Below are 16481 nucleotides of genomic sequence, written 5' to 3'. Positions count from 1 at the left end.
GCTTTGGAAAACTAAGTATTAGAAAAACTTTACAATCGTTGCAAACTTTGCGAAAATCTTTGCGAACTTTGCGGTTAAGAAAAAAGAAATAATGGCAAAAATACTTACAGGCGTTCAAAGTACAGGAACACCACATTTAGGAAACTTACTTGGCGCAATCATTCCCGCAATAGCATTATCAAATAAACCTGAAAACGAATCCTTCCTTTTCATTGCCGATTTACATTCGATAACACAAATAAAAAACGGCGAAACCCTACGAACCAATACCTACAGTACCGCTGCAGCTTGGTTAGCGTGTGGTTTGAATGTGGACAAAGTAGTTTTCTACAGACAATCAGATGTGCCGCAAACAGCGGAATTATCTTGGTATTTGAGTTGTTTTTTCCCTTTTCAACGCTTGACATTAGCACATTCTTTCAAAGACAAAGCCGACAGACTCGAAGATGTAAACGCTGGTTTATTTTCGTATCCAATGCTGATGGCTGCCGATATTTTATTATACGATGCAGAGTTTGTTCCCGTAGGAAAAGACCAATTGCAACACCTTGAAATCACACGTGATGTAGCCTCTCGTTTCAACCATCAAATGGGAGAAACGTTCGTAATTCCCGAAGCCAAAATTCATGAAGACAGCATGCTTATTCCAGGAACCAATGGCGGAAAGATGAGTAAATCAGCCAATAATATTATCAATATCTTTTTAGACGACAAAGCATTACGCAAACAAGTCATGAGCATTGAAACCGACAGCACACCGCTGGAAGATCCTAAAAATCCAGATACATGCAATGCTTTTGCTATTTATTCCTTACTAGCAAATGAAGAACAAATCGCAGCGATGAAAGCCAATTACCTTGGCGGAAATTACGGTTACGGTCACGCCAAACAAGCGTTGTTTGAATTGATTACAGAAACTTTCAAAACCGAAAGAGAAAAATACAATTACTACATCAATAACCTTCCTGAAGTAGATGCACTATTAAAGATTGGTGCTCAAAAAGCTTCGGCTGTTGCGAATGGAGTTCTGGCAAGAGTGAGAGAAAAACTAGGATTTGAAGTGTAACAATCCATTTTTAAAACATATAAGTCATGCAAGTTTTTTAAAGTTACTATAAGTTTAATGTGATATTGTTTTACAAAAGCTTACATGACTTATATGTTAAAATTATTTCGCGTTTATAGCAATCCTTTTTTGGCTTAGAGACTGGAAAGGATTTTTTTTTAAAATATCATTAAAAGTGGGTATTTCCATTACAATAAACACTTCCTATGTTTGTAAACAGCTATTGGGATAAATAGTCTTAACTTTACGAATCAAACTATGAAACAAACCAAAAACCAAAAAGCTACATTAGCAAATTTCTACTTCTTTTTGTTCTAGCAATAACGTTGAGCAATTGCCAAGTAGAGGAAGATGTAGTTAGAGAAGAAGATCAAATAAATGCTATTTATAAAGATGAAACAGCTCGTTATTTGGAAGAACTCAAATTAAATGCCTAAAAAACAGTTAAATAAAATTGAAGAATTATCCGCTGCAATTGACATGAATACTCTAAAAATTTATGATTTAAAATCTACTCAAAAAGTACTAATTGTTGACGTAAAATCTTTAAATGGAGTAGAAACTTCAAACAAAATCAAGACCCTTTTCTTCCTGATTGAAAATAAAATTATTCGATCAAGAATTGTTACTTTTAGCGATAAAACCTCTTTTAATGATAAAGATTATAATAAAATGATTCTTTCCATTTTAGATCATAATAAAGATAAAAATCAGTATTCTGGCCTTGTATCGTTTTACAGTCCATATCAAAACAAACTACTTACAGATCAATTTGAAAGCGGAATTCTTACAGAAAATGGGACTTTAAGCCTAAAAAGCACCAAAAATAAAATGGGAAAAACCAATGGTTGTACTGATTGGTATTGGGTAACATACTATTCTAATGGTACACAAACCAGTCAATACGTGTATACTACCTGCTCTCCTTGTGAAGAAATGGCGTATAAAACAACAAATGATTGTGGTGGCGGTAGCGGTGGTGGTTCTAGCTCAGGCGGGACAGGAGGCGGGCCCAGTTTTCCGAATTCGCCCAATACGAACGACACATACGATTACTTCTCGCCAGAAGGCGAACACGTTAGATTTCAGTTTATAGGTAACATTTGGAAAATCATTCTAATCAGCCTACCTGAAGTTGTAGTAAAGTCAGTTCCTGAATCACGTCCTTACTTGATTTTTGATTGGCCTCAAGACCAACAAAAAGCTTATGGTGAAGGATTTATTTTTACTTATGAATCTGAAACGGGCAGTTGGGAAGGAGTACCTGCAACCAATCAGCTTTTGGCTGAAGCCATAGAGGATCAAATTGATGATAGTGAGCTGGATACATGTACGAAAGGGGTTCTCGATAAATTAAAAAATTTATCAGGAGGTGATATTGCAACAATGCTAATTCGATTTACCCCGTCGGGATCAATTTTTAATATTAGTATGTCAACGGGGCAAGTTACTAATCCAAATGATTTAGCACAGACAACAAAAGTAAATGGTTCCATTACGGATATTAATATGGTTTTTAATGGGAATTATATTAATGGATTTGGCAATCCAACTCGTCCGACAGATTTATCTGTCGCGACTACAATGTCTCATGAAATAATTCATGCTTATTTGATCAGTTTATTGGAAGAAAATAAAACGTATGGAACTTTAGGAATATATGATTTTCCAACCATATATGATGCGTATGTTCAACAGCAAATCACAAAAAATCCTAATATCTTGCCAGAAGCTCACCATGAGTTAATTGCTGAAAAATATGTTTACGCAATAGCATCAACCATTGAACAGTTTCATACTGGTGTACTTACTGATTTTCCACGTCAAGTATATCTTGATATGGCTTGGGGTGGACTTATAGGAACCAACATATTTAATAAAAACTACCCTAATGATTCTAATCATAAAAATTATCAAGATCGAGAAAGAATTTTTGCAAGAATTAATACTGAAAAAATTGGATCACAATATGGAATAAATTCTCCTATTGGAACACCTTGTAAATAAATTAAATATGAGAAATTTACATATCTTAATTATACTCTTTCCATTTTTTATCTCTTCTTGTGCTACTAGTCCATATCTTGTCGATTATGAACCAATAAATATATTTTTGAAATCAGAAAATATTTCTAACAAGGAATACTATATTTTAAGAAACAAAGAAAATAATATACAGACATTAAGAATTTTTAATAGAGGAAAAGGCAAAAAGCATGTTGTTTATCCAAACGAAATAGATTATACTAGCACTCTATTTGAACAAAAATATTGGAATAAATTATTTCATAGTTATTCTAAGGATACTATCCAAAAGTATTGGAAAGAAGAAGATTTACCAGGATTTAAATTCATCAATGAAAATCGAATAGAACTCTTTAATTATAATTTTTTAATAAGGTATCCAAAGATAGAAAAAGTAATAGTTATATCAGAACCTATTTATTATCACAATAAAAAGTACATACTGTTTTTATATAGCATTGATGTTATAGCAAATAGCTCTAAACCGCAAATAGTTGTAGTTATGAAAAGAGATAAAAGAAAATGGATTCTTGTCGAAAAAATTGGTGATTATAACTGCAGTGGTTGTTTATAAAGATTTAATAAACCAAAACTATATATAGCCAAAGATTCAATAGAAAAAAATGAAACATTTAAAAAAAACACTCATCCTCCCTTAAAAAATTTATACGCTCTTCGAAGTTTTATAATAAAAACAAAAATTAAATGATTACAAGCTTTGTGAATATTTTAATGATTATGTAGTTCTTTCAGTTAAAAATAATCATAGAAAAACAGAATATATTCATGTCGAATCAGGTTTTGAGATTGAATAAAACTATTAATCATGAAAACATATATTTATTCTATCGTTTTTTCTATAAAGTAGGTCCTATTTTTCAGATGGAAAAATAAAATTATCCTAGCTAACTTTCTATCGAGAGTGAGAGAAAAATTAGGATTTGAGGTGTAAAAAATAATTACAATTCTATCAGGGTTTCCTACCCTGGTAGAATTAAATCAAATCGCCTCAAATAATTTCCCCGGCAAAGGCCTAATCACACCTTTCAATTCCATATTCAACAGTATTCCTGAGATTTTATAAATAGGAAAATCACAGCGCAACGCAATAATATCCATTAGTTCTTTTCCGGTTTTTAAAAGGTAATCGTATACTTTTTGTTCTTCATCATCTAAGCTTACAAACAATTGTTTTTGTACCGATTTTGTTTCTTTCTGGATATCCCAATTCAGGATATAAATCAAATCCGCAGCGCTCGTCAAGACATTTGCTTTTTGGGTTTTTATCAAGTTGTTACAACCTTGGCTGTACTTATCCGTAACACGTCCCGGAACCGCAAAAACATCACGATTGTAATCATTTGCCATATTTGCCGTTATCAATGAACCACCTCTATCGGCTGATTCAATTACGATGGTCGCTTCAGACATTCCCGCAACGATTCTGTTTCTTCGAACGAAATTTTCTTTATCGGGATTCGAAGAACTCCAAAACTCAGTCATGAAACCACCGTTTTGTTCTACTTTCGACACATATTTTTTATGGGTTTTTGGGTAAATTTGGTTCAAACCATGCGCTACAACTCCTATCGTCTGTAAATTATGTTCCATTGCCAGTTGATGCGCCACAATATCGACGCCATAGGCAAAACCACTGACAATTATAGGATCGAGCGGAGCCAAATCTTCAATCAATTTTCTGCAAAATTCCGTTCCGTACGAGGTAATTTGGCGCGTTCCTACTATACTGATTATTTTTCTGTTTTTTAAATTGATATTTCCAGAGGTGAATAATAAAAGTGGTCCGTCAATACAATGTTTCAAGCGTTCCGGATAGTCGTAGTCTTGAAAATAAACAGCATTGATTTCATTCGCTTTTATAAACTCCAGTTCTTGAGCTGCTTTTTCGAAAACCGATTTATCCTTTAAATTTTTCAGCAAAACAGAGCCTACTCCATCAATAGCAGCAAGTTGCGAAGCCTTTGTATTAAAAACCGCTTCTGCAGTTCCAAAATGGGTAAGCAGTTTTTTGGCCATTATGTCGCCCACGCCTTCAATTCTTTGCAATGCCAATAAATAAAATAAATCCTGCTCTTTCATATGTAGATAGTACTTGTTTTTTATTGGAATATGGAATACGCCAGTTTAAAGAAATCTTTATTTATGTTTGTATAACGATTAAACATGGCTATTTCATGCTAATTATTTGAGAGTGAAATGTATAAATTTTTATGCGGATTGTTAATAAAAATTGTGAATAAAATTTTGATAACTATTTTGGTTGTATAACTTTGTAAGTATGAAAATCGAACTATACATCGCGCAGCTTTTATACCGTTATCAATGTGTTACCGTTCCTGGTTTCGGAGCTTTTTTGACCGAAATTCAATCGGCTAAACTAAACGAAAGTACAAATTCATTTTCTCCACCCAAAAAAATGATTGCTTTCAATGCTAATCTAAAAAACAATGATGGTTTATTAGCCAATCATATCGCTTTAGCAGAGAAAACATCATATGAATATGCGGTAAGCGCAATTCAATATGAGGTTTTTAATTGGAAAAAAGCATTAGAAGAAAACCAACTTTTTTCTATAAAAAATGTAGGTGACCTTCGTTTGAACGCGGATCATAATATCGTTTTCACACCTTATGATCAAACGAATTATTTAACCAGTTCTTTTGGATTGGCTCCTTTTGTTTCACCACTTGTAAAAAGAGCAATCTTTGAAAAAGAAGTAGAGGCAATTGAAGAAAAAGCAACCATCACAATGGTTCCTGAACAAACCAGAACAGCAAATCCATATTTAAAATACGCTGCTATTTTTGTGTTAGGATTAGGACTTGCAGGAAGCGTTGGTTATCCAATGTATCAAAACCAAATCGCCTCAGAAACGATTCTTGTTGAAACTGCCGTTCAAAAACAAGTTCAAAATAAAATTCAGCAAGCCACTTTCTTCATCGAAAGTCCGGTTCCTGCTGTTACACTCTCCGTAAAATCGACTGCCGAAATAAAAATGCCGTATCACATTATGGCTGGAGTCTACAGAGAAGAAAAAAATGCAGACAAAACGTTGCGAATTTTAAATCGTTTAGGATATGATGCCAAACGAATCCCTCCTAATAAAAATGGTTATTTTCCAGTTTTATATGGCAGTTACGCCACATTTGCTGAAGCAGAAAAAGCAAAAAAAGAAATTAATGAAAAGCACAACCCAGAGGCTTGGATATTGATTCAATCACTATAAAAACAAAAACCCTATTCTTACCGAATAGGGTTTTTTATTTTTAGCGCTTTATTGCTTCAATTCAAACTCGCTTTGTACATCCTCGCTTCTTCCCAAGAGAATTTATGACCGTGTTTTTCCATCATGGTATTCAGTGATTCTTCTTTATATCCTGCAAAAGCAGCTGCCAAATCCTGCATTTTATCCTCCGGTAAAACTTCTGAAATGGATACTGCTTTGGTTTGTATCAACTTCACAAAATGCGAGTAAATCGTTTGTTTCGTCAACACCCTGATTGTCGCAATATCTTCAATTGATTTCTTTTCTACCCATAATTCATAGGTTTCCTGGACCGTTGATTTTTTAGGCGCTGCTGTTTTTGATTTTTTCGAAGTATAACGTTCCACGTCTTTTTCGTCTTCAATCAGTGTGATATTTACTTCCTTGAATTGATTTTGTATGGCTTCCGTTTTTCGGCTGATGTATTTTTTTATTTCTGAGGAGGTCAATTTCTCTTTCGAAATGGTTTCTCCTGCAACAACGGTTTCAATCAATAATTTAGCCTTCATTAACCGCAGAACGGCCTTGGTTTGCAATTCTTCCAAAACAATTAATTCATCGTAAAACGCTTTTACTTTTTTGATGCGTTTTACTTCTTCTATTTTCCAAAGGATTTCAAAAACCAAATCGTCCATTGGTTTTAGGAAATAACTGAAAGCGGCTTGAATGCGTTCCGAAACATGATTCATATCGACTGTTTCCTGACCAAAAAGTTTATTCAATTGCGAGATGAATTTTTTGGATGGATCCAAAAGCTGTTCGATGACTTCCGTTTGCTTTTTGGCCCAAACGGCATGTTTGGATTTCTCTGATATTTCTGATTTTTCGTTGTAACTGAATTTATGATTGCGCCATTCCTGAGCCAAATCACTCCAATCGAACGTGTTTATCAGATAGTTATGGATGAAATTTTTGGTTTCAAAATGCAACGCATTCTCTAAAAACGAATCCGAAGCTTTGTTTAACGAATAATCCATCACATCCTGATCGTTTGAAATACCGTTCATGCGCAGCGGAGAAAGTAAAATAAGCCCTTCTAAGGAGCGTAAACGCGATAATGCGACATAAGCCTGCCCAGGAAGAAAAACTTGCGAAACATCAAGCGCAGCTTTATCAAATGTCAATCCCTGGCTTTTATGAACCGTAATTGCCCACGCCAATTTGATGGGATAATGCACAAAAGTCCCTAAAACCTCTTCTTCAATTTCTTTGGTGGTTTCGTCTACTTTGTAGCGGATGTTTTGCCACTCGTATTTTTCGACTTCTATGGTTTTGTTTTCTTCCGGAAAATGAACCAGAATTTCCTGACTAGAAAGCGATTTGATAACACCCATTTTTCCATTGAAATAGTGCTTATCAAACGACAAATCGTTTTTTACAAACATGATTTGCGCGCCTACTTTCAACTGCAATTGTTGTTCCACGGGAAATATCTTATCTGGAAAATCTCCTGTTATTTCAGGTTTATAAACCACTAACTTTCCTTCCAGATCTTCCAAAGCCTGCGCATTCATAGAATCGGCTTTGTTGTTGTGCGTGGTTAACGTGATGTATCCTTTGTTTGCTTTTAAATCAAAATCAGGTTTTACGTATTGGTTTAACGTTTGAATGTCTTGCTGGGAAATCTGGTTGTTGCGCAGATTATTCAAAACCGAAATAAACGTATCATCAGTTTGACGAAAAATCTTGGACAATTCAATGTATAAAGGCGGATGTTGCTGCACGACATGCGAATGGAAAAAGAATTTTCCTTTGTAATAGGTTTTCAGCGTACGCCATTCTTCGTCCCGAATTACCGGCGGCAATTGCAATAAATCGCCAATATACAAGACCTGAACGCCACCAAAAGCACTGTTTTTTTTACGTACCGTTTGCATCATATAATCCATAGCGTCCAGTAAATCCGCACGAAGCATACTCACTTCATCAATAATCAGCAATTCCATATTGCGGATTACTGATTTTTTCAAACCACTCATTTTGAAATGCCTGCGCAAGGTAGCTTTGGTTTCAAATTTGGTGCTTTCAGAAAATTGAGGCGATGAATTATCCGGAATAAACCCTCCAAACGGCAACTGAAACATGGAATGAATCGTTACACCGCCAGCATTTAGCGCCGCAATTCCCGTTGGTGCCACAACTACAGTGTTCTTGTGTGTGGTTTGGATAATTTCCCGTAAAAGGGTAGTTTTTCCCGTTCCTGCTTTCCCTGTCAGGAAAACGGATCGATGGGTTTGATTGATGAATCGTAAGGTGTAAGCAGCGGCTTCTGAAATGGTTTGCATTAGGCGTGTATATGTAAAGCTAAAGTATTGAAAATTAGGAATACTATTTTAATTTTTGGAAAACATTTTAGGATTATAATTCGACTATTTTTTAGCCCCGATAGCAGCGGAAATCCTCGAAATTTAGAAAGTGATTTTTTCTGGCCGGAAAAGAGCGACTAGAAGAAGCTCCTTTTATGGGTAAGAAAAAACACTTGCTAAACGAGAGATTACATCGGATAGCGGGAAATAGCTTCAAAAAAAATGCCTTCAATCTAACTGTAGACGAAGGCAATTTTTTGAATTAATATAAAAAAATTATTTTTTAGCTTCTGCTTTTTCTTCTGTTTTAGCAGGAGCTTTATACTTGTCGTTCAAGGCTTTGATAATTTCTTTTGTGATATCAAATTTGTCTTCAGCGTATAGAATTGAAGCTGCGTCACCTGTACCGTAGATGTATGCGTATCCTTTTTCTTTACCGTATGCTTTAATGAATTTTTTCACTCCGCTTACTAAAGAATCCATTTCTTTTCCGCTTTCTTGTTGCAATTCTTGAGACAATGCTTGTTGTGCATAACCTAATTGTTGCTCTCTTTTTTGCAATTCAGCACCTTTTTGTTGTGCCCAAGCTTGACCGTTTGCTTGTGCTTGAGATTGAAAACTTGCTGCTTCTTGCTTAAATCTTGCAATTTCAGCTTCTAATTGTCTTCCTTTTTCTTCTGCTTTTGATTTATATTTTGCTTCAAGGTCTTTTGCCTCTGTATATTCTTTCATTAATTCAGAAGTGTCTACGTAAGCTGTTTTTACTTCTTTAACTTCTGCAGGTTTATTACAAGCAACAAGAGAAATTGAAAGTGCGATAATTACTAATGCTTTTTTACTCATATTTTTAATATTACTTTTTTGGTATTCTTGAATATTCGATTTCATTTCGGTTAATTTCTAATTTTAAGTATTGGTGACAAAAATATAAAAAAATAGACAGCATTGACATAAAGTTTAAAAAATGCTACATATTTATGATATAAGATTTTATTATTGTGATTAATGAACGCATAATTTATGACTATCAAAAATGACGTTCATATCTTTTAAATAAACTAATCAGTCTAAAAATCCGACAACCACCCTCGATTTCATCAAAAAATACGCTTAAATGCGCTTAAAATGATTTTTAGTTGTTTTTTAGGATGTAAATGTGTGAAGAATACTCAAAATTCTTCTTCGCTTCCCAATTCGATTGCAATCCAACAAAAAAGGCTTTTATATAATTCATTTTCCCGGTTTTATATTTTTCCGAAAGCAAACTCACATAAAAAGAATCAAATTTCATAGGAAGCACTTTTACCAATTTCATTTCTTCTTTTTTGAAAAGCATTTTTATGGCCGTTTTAGAAAAATGCCAAAAATGAATCGGCACATCATAAGCAGCCCAAAACTTTCCGTAATGTTTTGCATCGAAAGATTTGAAATTTGGAACAGCAATTATTAAAGTTCCATTTGGTTTTAATAATCGTTTCAATTCTTTGATTTGGTTTTCCAAATTAGGAACGTGTTCCAAAACATGCCACATCGAAATCACATCAAAAGAATGATTGTCTAATTCGCTGGTTTCTCCAACAAATGAAACACCTTTCTTTTTTGCAATCGCTTTTGCTTTTTCACTTGGCTCCACTCCTATGGTGTGCCAACCGTTTTCTTTGGCCACAGATAAAAAATCTCCTGTTCCGGCACCAATGTCTAAAATGCTTCCTTTATTCGGTTGCAATGAATTGATTAAATTCAATTTATTTTTAAGCGCAATGGTTTTTACAAAATGATATGCTTTTTCAAACAAAGATCGTTTACTATCCGTGTGCGAAATATAATCAACGCTTTCGTAATACTTTCCTAAATTTTCTAAACTGGGTTGCGGAGACGTAATCAGCATGTCTAATTTCTCGTCATGATATAAGTCGAAAATTTCCTGAGAAACAGAATAATCTTGAACGGTTAAAAAAGGCTGTTGGTTTGAAATGTCCATTAATTAGTAGTGCTTTTATATTTTAATTTTAAACTAAACCCTGAAAACACCAACGGGTGCTTTCAAGGTTGAAATATTTATTTTTGTGATTATTCAATTATAGCAAGGCTTCACAACGTAGTTTCACGTGGAACATTTGATTTAAGATTTTTGATTAACGATTTCTGATTTCAGATCTTGGTAAATCTGCAATCAGAAATCGTTAATCAAAAATCTACAATCCCTACCGTCCCATATAAATCAACAAGACTGAAACATCACTAGGCGACACACCACTAATTCGTGAAGCTTGAGAAATAGTTACCGGACGAATCTTGCTCAATTTTTGTTTAGCCTCAATTGACATCGACTTAATTTTATCGTAATCAAAATTTTCAGGAATCTTTACATCTTCCAATCGAAGCAGCTTATCTGCATTATTTCTTTCTTTTTCGATATAACCAGAATACTTCACTTGGATTTCGGCTTGTTCCAAAATTTCTTGGTCCAAATCGTTTTCTGCAACATAAGCTACTACCTTTTCAAATTTCATGATGTCTTCCAAATCAATTTGTGGACGAGTAAACACTTTGAACATTTTATCCCCTTGCGTAATCAGTGCCGTATCTTTTGATTCCAAAATAGGATTTGCTTCCGCAACCGAAACACTTGTTTCTTTGAAGAAAGCCACCATTTTTTCAGATTCATTTAGTTTGTGTTCCATTCTTCGCAAACGCGCTTCTGAAGCCAAACCAATTTCATGTGACATTGGCGTTAATCTGAAATCGGCATTATCCTGACGCAACAAAGTTCTATATTCCGCACGGGAAGTAAACATTCTATACGGCTCTTCTGTTCCTTTCGTAATTAAATCGTCAATTAGAACTCCGATGTATGCTTCGTCTCTTTTTAAAATTAACGGCGCTTTTTCGTGTACTTTTAAATGTGCATTTATTCCAGCCATCAATCCTTGAGAAGCCGCTTCTTCATATCCGGTAGTTCCGTTTATTTGTCCGGCGAAATACAATCCTTCAACCAATTTTGTTTCCAAAGTATGTTTCAATTGTGTCGGCGGGAAATAATCATATTCGATTGCATACCCTGGACGAAAGAATTTCACTTTCTCAAATCCCGCAACAGAACTCAAGGCTTTGAATTGAATATCCTCAGGAAGCGATGTAGAAAATCCATTTACATAAACTTCACAGGTATTCCATCCTTCAGGTTCGACAAACAATTGATGTCTTTCCTTATCAGCAAAACGATTTATTTTATCTTCAATTGACGGACAATATCTTGGTCCAAGACTTTTTATTCTTCCGTTGAACATCGGCGAACGATCAAAACCTTCTCTTAAAATATCGTGAACGTCAAGAGACGTATAGGTCATATGACACGATTTTTGATGAATCAACGGCGAAGTCACATCCGAATAGGAAAACTTATCCGGCTTAGCATCTCCTTTTTCTTCGTTCATTTTCGAATAATCCAAAGAACGCCCATCGACTCTTGGAGGCGTTCCCGTTTTCATTCGTCCTGATTGAAAACCAGCCGCAACTAAATCTTCGGTAATTCCATACGCGGCACTCTCGCCTGCTCTTCCACCACCGAATTGTTTTTCACCAATATGGATCAAACCATTCAGGAAAGTTCCATTGGTTAACACAACCGATTTAGACCGAATCACTACTCCAAGCGAAGTTCGGATTCCTTTTATTTTTCCGTTTTCAATAATCAAACCTTTCACCATTTCTTGATAAAAATCAAGATTTGGAGTTCCTTCCAGCATCATTCTCCACTCCTCTGCAAAACGCATACGGTCACTTTGAACACGCGGCGACCACATTGCAGGACCTTTGGATTTGTTCAGCATCTTGAACTGGATTGCAGTCCTATCCGAAACAATTCCCGAGTATCCTCCAAGCGCATCAATCTCACGCACAATTTGTCCTTTGGCAATTCCACCCATCGCTGGATTACATGACATCTGCGCAATGTTCTGCAAGCTCATTGTAACCAATAAGGTTTTTGAACCCAAATTTGCGGCAGCGGCGGCAGCTTCTGAACCAGCATGCCCTGCACCCACAACGATTACATCATATTCATTTAGAAACATCTTCTTTTATAGTTTAATCCTTATTCAGGATTGTAATTTTGAAATCTGTATTTTGTTCCACGTGAAACATTGTAAACCCATTTATCAAATCAATACTAAATGTTCCACGTGAAACATTTTAGATTTAAAAAACAAAAACAGCACTATTGTTCCACGTGAAACATAGCTATTTTTTCATCCTCTTTAGAACGCATTAAAAGCTCTTCAGCTTCACCTTTGTCTTTATAGCCACAGTAATGTAAGATGCCGTGAACTAAAACGCGTTTTAATTCTTCCTCAAAAGAAACATTGAAATCAGCAGCATTATCTTTTACTCTTTCGACAGAAACAAAAATATCTCCGTGCAATTCATTACCCATAGAATAATCAAAACTGATGATGTCCGTAAGCGTATCATGGTCAAGATACTCAACATTAATTTTGTGTAGATATTCATCATCACAAAAGATATAATTTATCTCTCCTTCTTTTTTCTTTTCCGACACAATAACATTTCCCAACCAAGCCTCAATGGCTTCTTCGTTGTCTAAATTAAAGTCGGTTTCGTAATTAAAATTGATCATTTTTTATTAAAATATTCTTGAACCTTTTGATTAAAATTCGAGCGCAAAGGTAAGGATTGTCTATTTAATATTTCTATGCTATTCAAATAATCTAATAAAGCAGCTGGGAGCGCATTAGATTGATTATTAAACTCCTTTTTATTGGTTTCAGATTGGCGCTTATTTTCCTCTCCTTGTTGTTGTATAGCAGAATTCAATTTCAATAATTCCTGTTTTACATTCAGTATCTTTTGAAGTGTTTCGTTCTTAAAACCTTTGTTCAATAATTGCTTTTCAATTTGCTTCATCTGTTCCAAAGCGCTTTGTCCATTACCCCCCAATCCTTGTTTATTCAATTCGTTTTGCAATGCTTCGCGCAATTGCTTTTGCTCTTTATAAATTTCCATTATAGCTTGTGCATTGCCTTCGCCACCCTCACCTTCTTCACCCGATTCTCCTGGTTTAGCTTGCTTGCCATTTTGTCCTTTTTGGCCTTCGCCAGGTTTCTCCCCTTTTTTAATTCCGTCTTTCATTTTCTCACCAAGACCTTCTTGCTTTTTAATAATATCTGGTAATTGCATTCCGTGACCTTGACCTGGCTTCGGTTTCCCAGAACCCATTCCTGACATCTGCATTTGCATATTGTTAAGCATATCACTTAAAAAATCTGCAAGTTTATTAGCCGCAGAAACAGTATATTGTTGGTGTGACAATCCTTTTGGAACTTGAGCATCGGTTAAACTAGATAAAGACTTATCTACATTGTAAACTACATTACCAATTTCTTTGGTTATGTCTTCAGCAATTTTTGGATTACGCAACGACATTGCAAACAAACTGTCATCAACATGCTTGAACTGTTGCTTTAAATCCTGTTGAATTTTAATGTTTTTATTAAAAGCCGGAGACCCTGATTTATGCTTTTTGAACTGATTCATCAAGTCTTCTTGTGACAAAGAAAATGCTAATAAGTTATCCAAGATTTGTCGCAACATTGCCACATCTTCCTGCAATTGTTCCATCTCACCTTGCTCCAAAGTTTGTGCCATTTTTTGCGCCATCTCTTTCATCTTTTTAGAAGCGCTTTTTTGATTAGGCTTTGCTTTGTCCTTTTTGTCTTTCTTCAATTCCTCAGACGCTTTCTTTAAATCTTCGTCAATACTTTTTTCTTTAGCATCGTCTTTAGGCAAGTCCAAAGGTGATTTTAATTCCTTATTTTCTTTTTCAAGATCGTTTAAATCTTCTTGGATTTTGTCAAATTCAGTATTAATATCTTCTTGCTTGTCCAGTTTGTTTTCCTTTTCATCATTAGATAAATTTTCTTGTTTATCAGAAAGCTTGTCCAGTTTGTCCCCTAATTGTTCTGCTTTCTTTTCTACATAAAACCTCTTTGTCAATTCCACCAACTGTTCTAAATTCTTAGTTTGGTTTTTACTGTTTTGTTTGAATTTATCCAACTTAGACAACAACTCTTCATTCTGAATTTTATCGTTTAGTTCTTTCAATTCATCTAAAAGTTTCTGGTTTTTTTCTAATTCTTTTTCGGCTTTGTCCATTCGCTTTTGAAGCTCTTCTTTCAACTCATCCTTTTTATCGGTTTTAAATTGCTCGAAATTATCGTTCATTTTTTTAGTGAATTCTTTCATCATCTCATCCTGTTTCATTTGACGTTTGATGAAATCATTTACTTTTTGCTGATCTTTGAAATCCAGATTTTCTTTTTCTTTTCCAGTTTTTTGCAACTTCTCCATTTCATAAATTTGCTTATCCTGGTTTTTTAAAGACTTCTCTAAACTGTTAATGTTATCATTTTGCTGTTGCAAAATTTGATCTTCCTTTTCTTCATTTGTGGAAACACGATTCGAGAAAACAGAAGACTTTGTACTTTTGAAATTATGAATGGCATCGTTATCAAAAACTTCAAAATAATAATCATAAGACACGCCTTGCTCCACCGGAAGATTGCTTGGAAATGAAAATACGAATTGGTCAAAAGCACTTTTCTTAATAGCAATTGTTCCACGTTTGGCAGTTTGTGGTTTCTCTCTTTCGTAATACACAATCTGAAGTCTAGACAAACCATAATCATCTGAGATTTGACCTAAAACATAGTTCTTAGCCACCTTCAAACTGTCCGGTGCGTTGTTCACATTAATCGTTGGGAACTGATCTTTAACAATAGTAAGCTGATAATTGAGTTTTTCGTAGTTTTTTACTTTATCATTTGAAGTAAATATTTGATAATCTGTGTTTTGAACTATATTTTTAGATAAAACAAAGGTGTTTTCAGTTTTCGAAAAAGTAGCTTTTGAAATTCCATCCATCCACGCTACATTTTCTGTGGCTTGTGTGTTCATTTTCCAAGTCACACGCGTTCCTTCCGGAATAACAGCATTTCCTGTTCCTTTTATAGTTTCTGATTTTTTATTCAAATAAGAAGGAAAGTTCAACTGCATTTCAAAATTTGCAATCGATGGAACGGTTATCACTTTCAATTCATAATCTGGAGAAGAAATAGCATTTCCCTCCACGTGGAACAAAATGTTTTCTGAAGGCTTTGCCATCTTAAATTGAAACTCTCCTGCTTTAGATGATTCCATAAAATAACTTTCGTCGTCAATGAAAATCATCGCATTCTCAGGAACAATTTTTCCTTCGGTTTTTATTCGAAGGATAAAATCCTTTCCTTGCTCCGTTTGTAAATTCGAATTAAGAACTACGAATTTAAAAGGAGCAGGTGGCAGAAAAGCCGAATTGAAATGTACTACTCTATTCAAACTTTGAGAAATCATATTGCTGTTACCCGAGACATAAAAGAAAGCAAACAATAATATTGGAATTAAAGCCAAAGGAAAATATTTCCTGTTTCGGTTATAATTAATGGCATTCCCAAAAGGAATTGGTTGCAACGCATTCGCTTTTTGTTCAATTGATGCGGCCAATAATTCCGATTTGATTTGATGTTCACTGGGATTTGATAATTGCAAAAAGTTAGTCAGCTTGTCGCTCACTTCTGTAAAATGATTTCCAATAATTGCCGAAGCCTGATTGTAATCGATTCCTTTTTGAAGTTTGAATAATTTAAAAATTGGAAACAAAATAAAACGAAACAACAAATACACTTCTACTCCAACGAAAGTCCAAAATAAAATGGTTCTTCCCATTGGCTTGAGCCAAAGA

11 protein-coding genes are annotated in these 16481 nt (G+C 34.7%); 4 read left to right on the top strand and 7 right to left on the bottom strand.

Features of this window, described 5'->3' with window-relative positions; translation table 11 throughout:
* Positions 1–91 precede the first annotated feature (91 nt).
* The 3 genes from trpS to QLS65_RS04555 all read left to right on the top strand — a co-directional run bounded on the left by trpS (position 92) and on the right by QLS65_RS04555 (position 3665).
* Complete coding sequence (gene trpS, locus QLS65_RS04565) at positions 92–1066, top strand: tryptophan--tRNA ligase (protein WP_282715507.1); 975 nt, start codon at positions 92–94, stop codon at positions 1064–1066.
* 429 nt (positions 1067–1495) lie between these two features.
* Entirely contained in the window at positions 1496–3073 is a 1578-nt protein-coding gene (locus tag QLS65_RS04560) for a hypothetical protein (protein WP_282715505.1), read from the top strand.
* Positions 3074–3080: 7 nt separating this feature from the next.
* Positions 3081–3665 carry a hypothetical protein gene (locus QLS65_RS04555; protein ID WP_282715503.1) on the top strand — a complete coding sequence of 195 codons (585 nt, stop codon included), beginning with the start codon at positions 3081–3083 and terminating at the stop codon, positions 3663–3665.
* Between the two features lie 425 nt (positions 3666–4090).
* Here QLS65_RS04555 and dprA read toward each other — a convergent pair whose 3' ends face one another.
* Positions 4091–5191, bottom strand: a complete 1101-nt coding sequence (dprA, locus tag QLS65_RS04550; protein ID WP_282715501.1) for a DNA-processing protein DprA — start codon at positions 5189–5191, stop codon at positions 4091–4093.
* A 199-nt stretch (positions 5192–5390) separates the two neighbouring features.
* Here dprA and QLS65_RS04545 point away from each other — a divergent pair, with 199 nt between their 5' ends.
* On the top strand, positions 5391–6338 hold the full coding sequence (locus tag QLS65_RS04545; RefSeq protein WP_282715499.1) for an HU domain-containing protein: 948 nt from the start codon (positions 5391–5393) through the stop codon (positions 6336–6338).
* A 56-nt stretch (positions 6339–6394) separates the two neighbouring features.
* Here the strand turns inward: QLS65_RS04545 and QLS65_RS04540 are convergent, their stop codons facing one another.
* The 6 genes from QLS65_RS04540 to QLS65_RS04515 form a co-directional block, all read right to left on the bottom strand.
* Positions 6395–8662 carry a helix-turn-helix domain-containing protein gene (locus QLS65_RS04540; protein WP_282715497.1) on the bottom strand — a complete coding sequence of 756 codons (2268 nt, stop codon included), beginning with the start codon at positions 8660–8662 and terminating at the stop codon, positions 6395–6397.
* 297 nt (positions 8663–8959) lie between these two features.
* A complete protein-coding gene (locus QLS65_RS04535; RefSeq protein ID WP_233206852.1) occupies positions 8960–9571 on the bottom strand; it encodes an OmpH/Skp family outer membrane protein in 612 nt (203 codons plus the stop codon).
* Positions 9572–9815: 244 nt separating this feature from the next.
* Complete coding sequence (locus QLS65_RS04530; protein WP_282715494.1) at positions 9816–10664, bottom strand: class I SAM-dependent methyltransferase; 849 nt, start codon at positions 10662–10664, stop codon at positions 9816–9818.
* Positions 10665–10887: 223 nt separating this feature from the next.
* Positions 10888–12759, bottom strand: coding sequence for a tRNA uridine-5-carboxymethylaminomethyl(34) synthesis enzyme MnmG (mnmG, locus tag QLS65_RS04525; RefSeq protein ID WP_282715492.1), 1872 nt, complete (start codon positions 12757–12759; stop codon positions 10888–10890).
* 143 nt (positions 12760–12902) lie between these two features.
* Positions 12903–13322 carry an rRNA maturation RNase YbeY gene (gene ybeY, locus QLS65_RS04520; RefSeq protein WP_282713222.1) on the bottom strand — a complete coding sequence of 140 codons (420 nt, stop codon included), beginning with the start codon at positions 13320–13322 and terminating at the stop codon, positions 12903–12905.
* Entirely contained in the window at positions 13319–16465 is a 3147-nt protein-coding gene (locus QLS65_RS04515; protein WP_282715767.1) for a hypothetical protein, read from the bottom strand. Before QLS65_RS04515 ends, ybeY begins: the two co-directional genes overlap by 4 nt.
* Between the last annotated feature and the right edge of the window lie 16 nt (positions 16466–16481).

This window comes from Flavobacterium algoritolerans, assembly GCF_030010385.1.
Classification (GTDB): domain Bacteria; phylum Bacteroidota; class Bacteroidia; order Flavobacteriales; family Flavobacteriaceae; genus Flavobacterium; species Flavobacterium algoritolerans.
The sequence above is the reverse complement of the archived record's forward strand: the minus strand, read 5'-3'. Positions and strand labels throughout refer to the sequence as shown.

Bases quoted from the DNA above. Each gene is read 5' to 3' on its own strand.
- QLS65_RS04515 (WP_282715767.1), bottom strand. From the start codon at position 16,465: ATGGGAAGAACCATTTTATTTTGGACTTTCGTTGGAGTAGAAGTGTAT.
- mnmG (WP_282715492.1), bottom strand. From the start codon at position 12,759: ATGTTTCTAAATGAATATGATGTAATCGTTGTGGGTGCAGGGCATGCT.
- ybeY (WP_282713222.1), bottom strand. From the start codon at position 13,322: ATGATCAATTTTAATTACGAAACCGACTTTAATTTAGACAACGAAGAA.
- QLS65_RS04540 (WP_282715497.1), bottom strand. From the start codon at position 8,662: ATGCAAACCATTTCAGAAGCCGCTGCTTACACCTTACGATTCATCAAT.
- QLS65_RS04560 (WP_282715505.1), top strand. From the start codon at position 1,496: ATGCCTAAAAAACAGTTAAATAAAATTGAAGAATTATCCGCTGCAATT.
- QLS65_RS04530 (WP_282715494.1), bottom strand. From the start codon at position 10,664: ATGGACATTTCAAACCAACAGCCTTTTTTAACCGTTCAAGATTATTCT.
- trpS (WP_282715507.1), top strand. From the start codon at position 92: ATGGCAAAAATACTTACAGGCGTTCAAAGTACAGGAACACCACATTTA.
- QLS65_RS04535 (WP_233206852.1), bottom strand. From the start codon at position 9,571: ATGAAATCGAATATTCAAGAATACCAAAAAAGTAATATTAAAAATATG.
- QLS65_RS04545 (WP_282715499.1), top strand. From the start codon at position 5,391: ATGAAAATCGAACTATACATCGCGCAGCTTTTATACCGTTATCAATGT.
- dprA (WP_282715501.1), bottom strand. From the start codon at position 5,191: ATGAAAGAGCAGGATTTATTTTATTTATTGGCATTGCAAAGAATTGAA.
- QLS65_RS04555 (WP_282715503.1), top strand. From the start codon at position 3,081: ATGAGAAATTTACATATCTTAATTATACTCTTTCCATTTTTTATCTCT.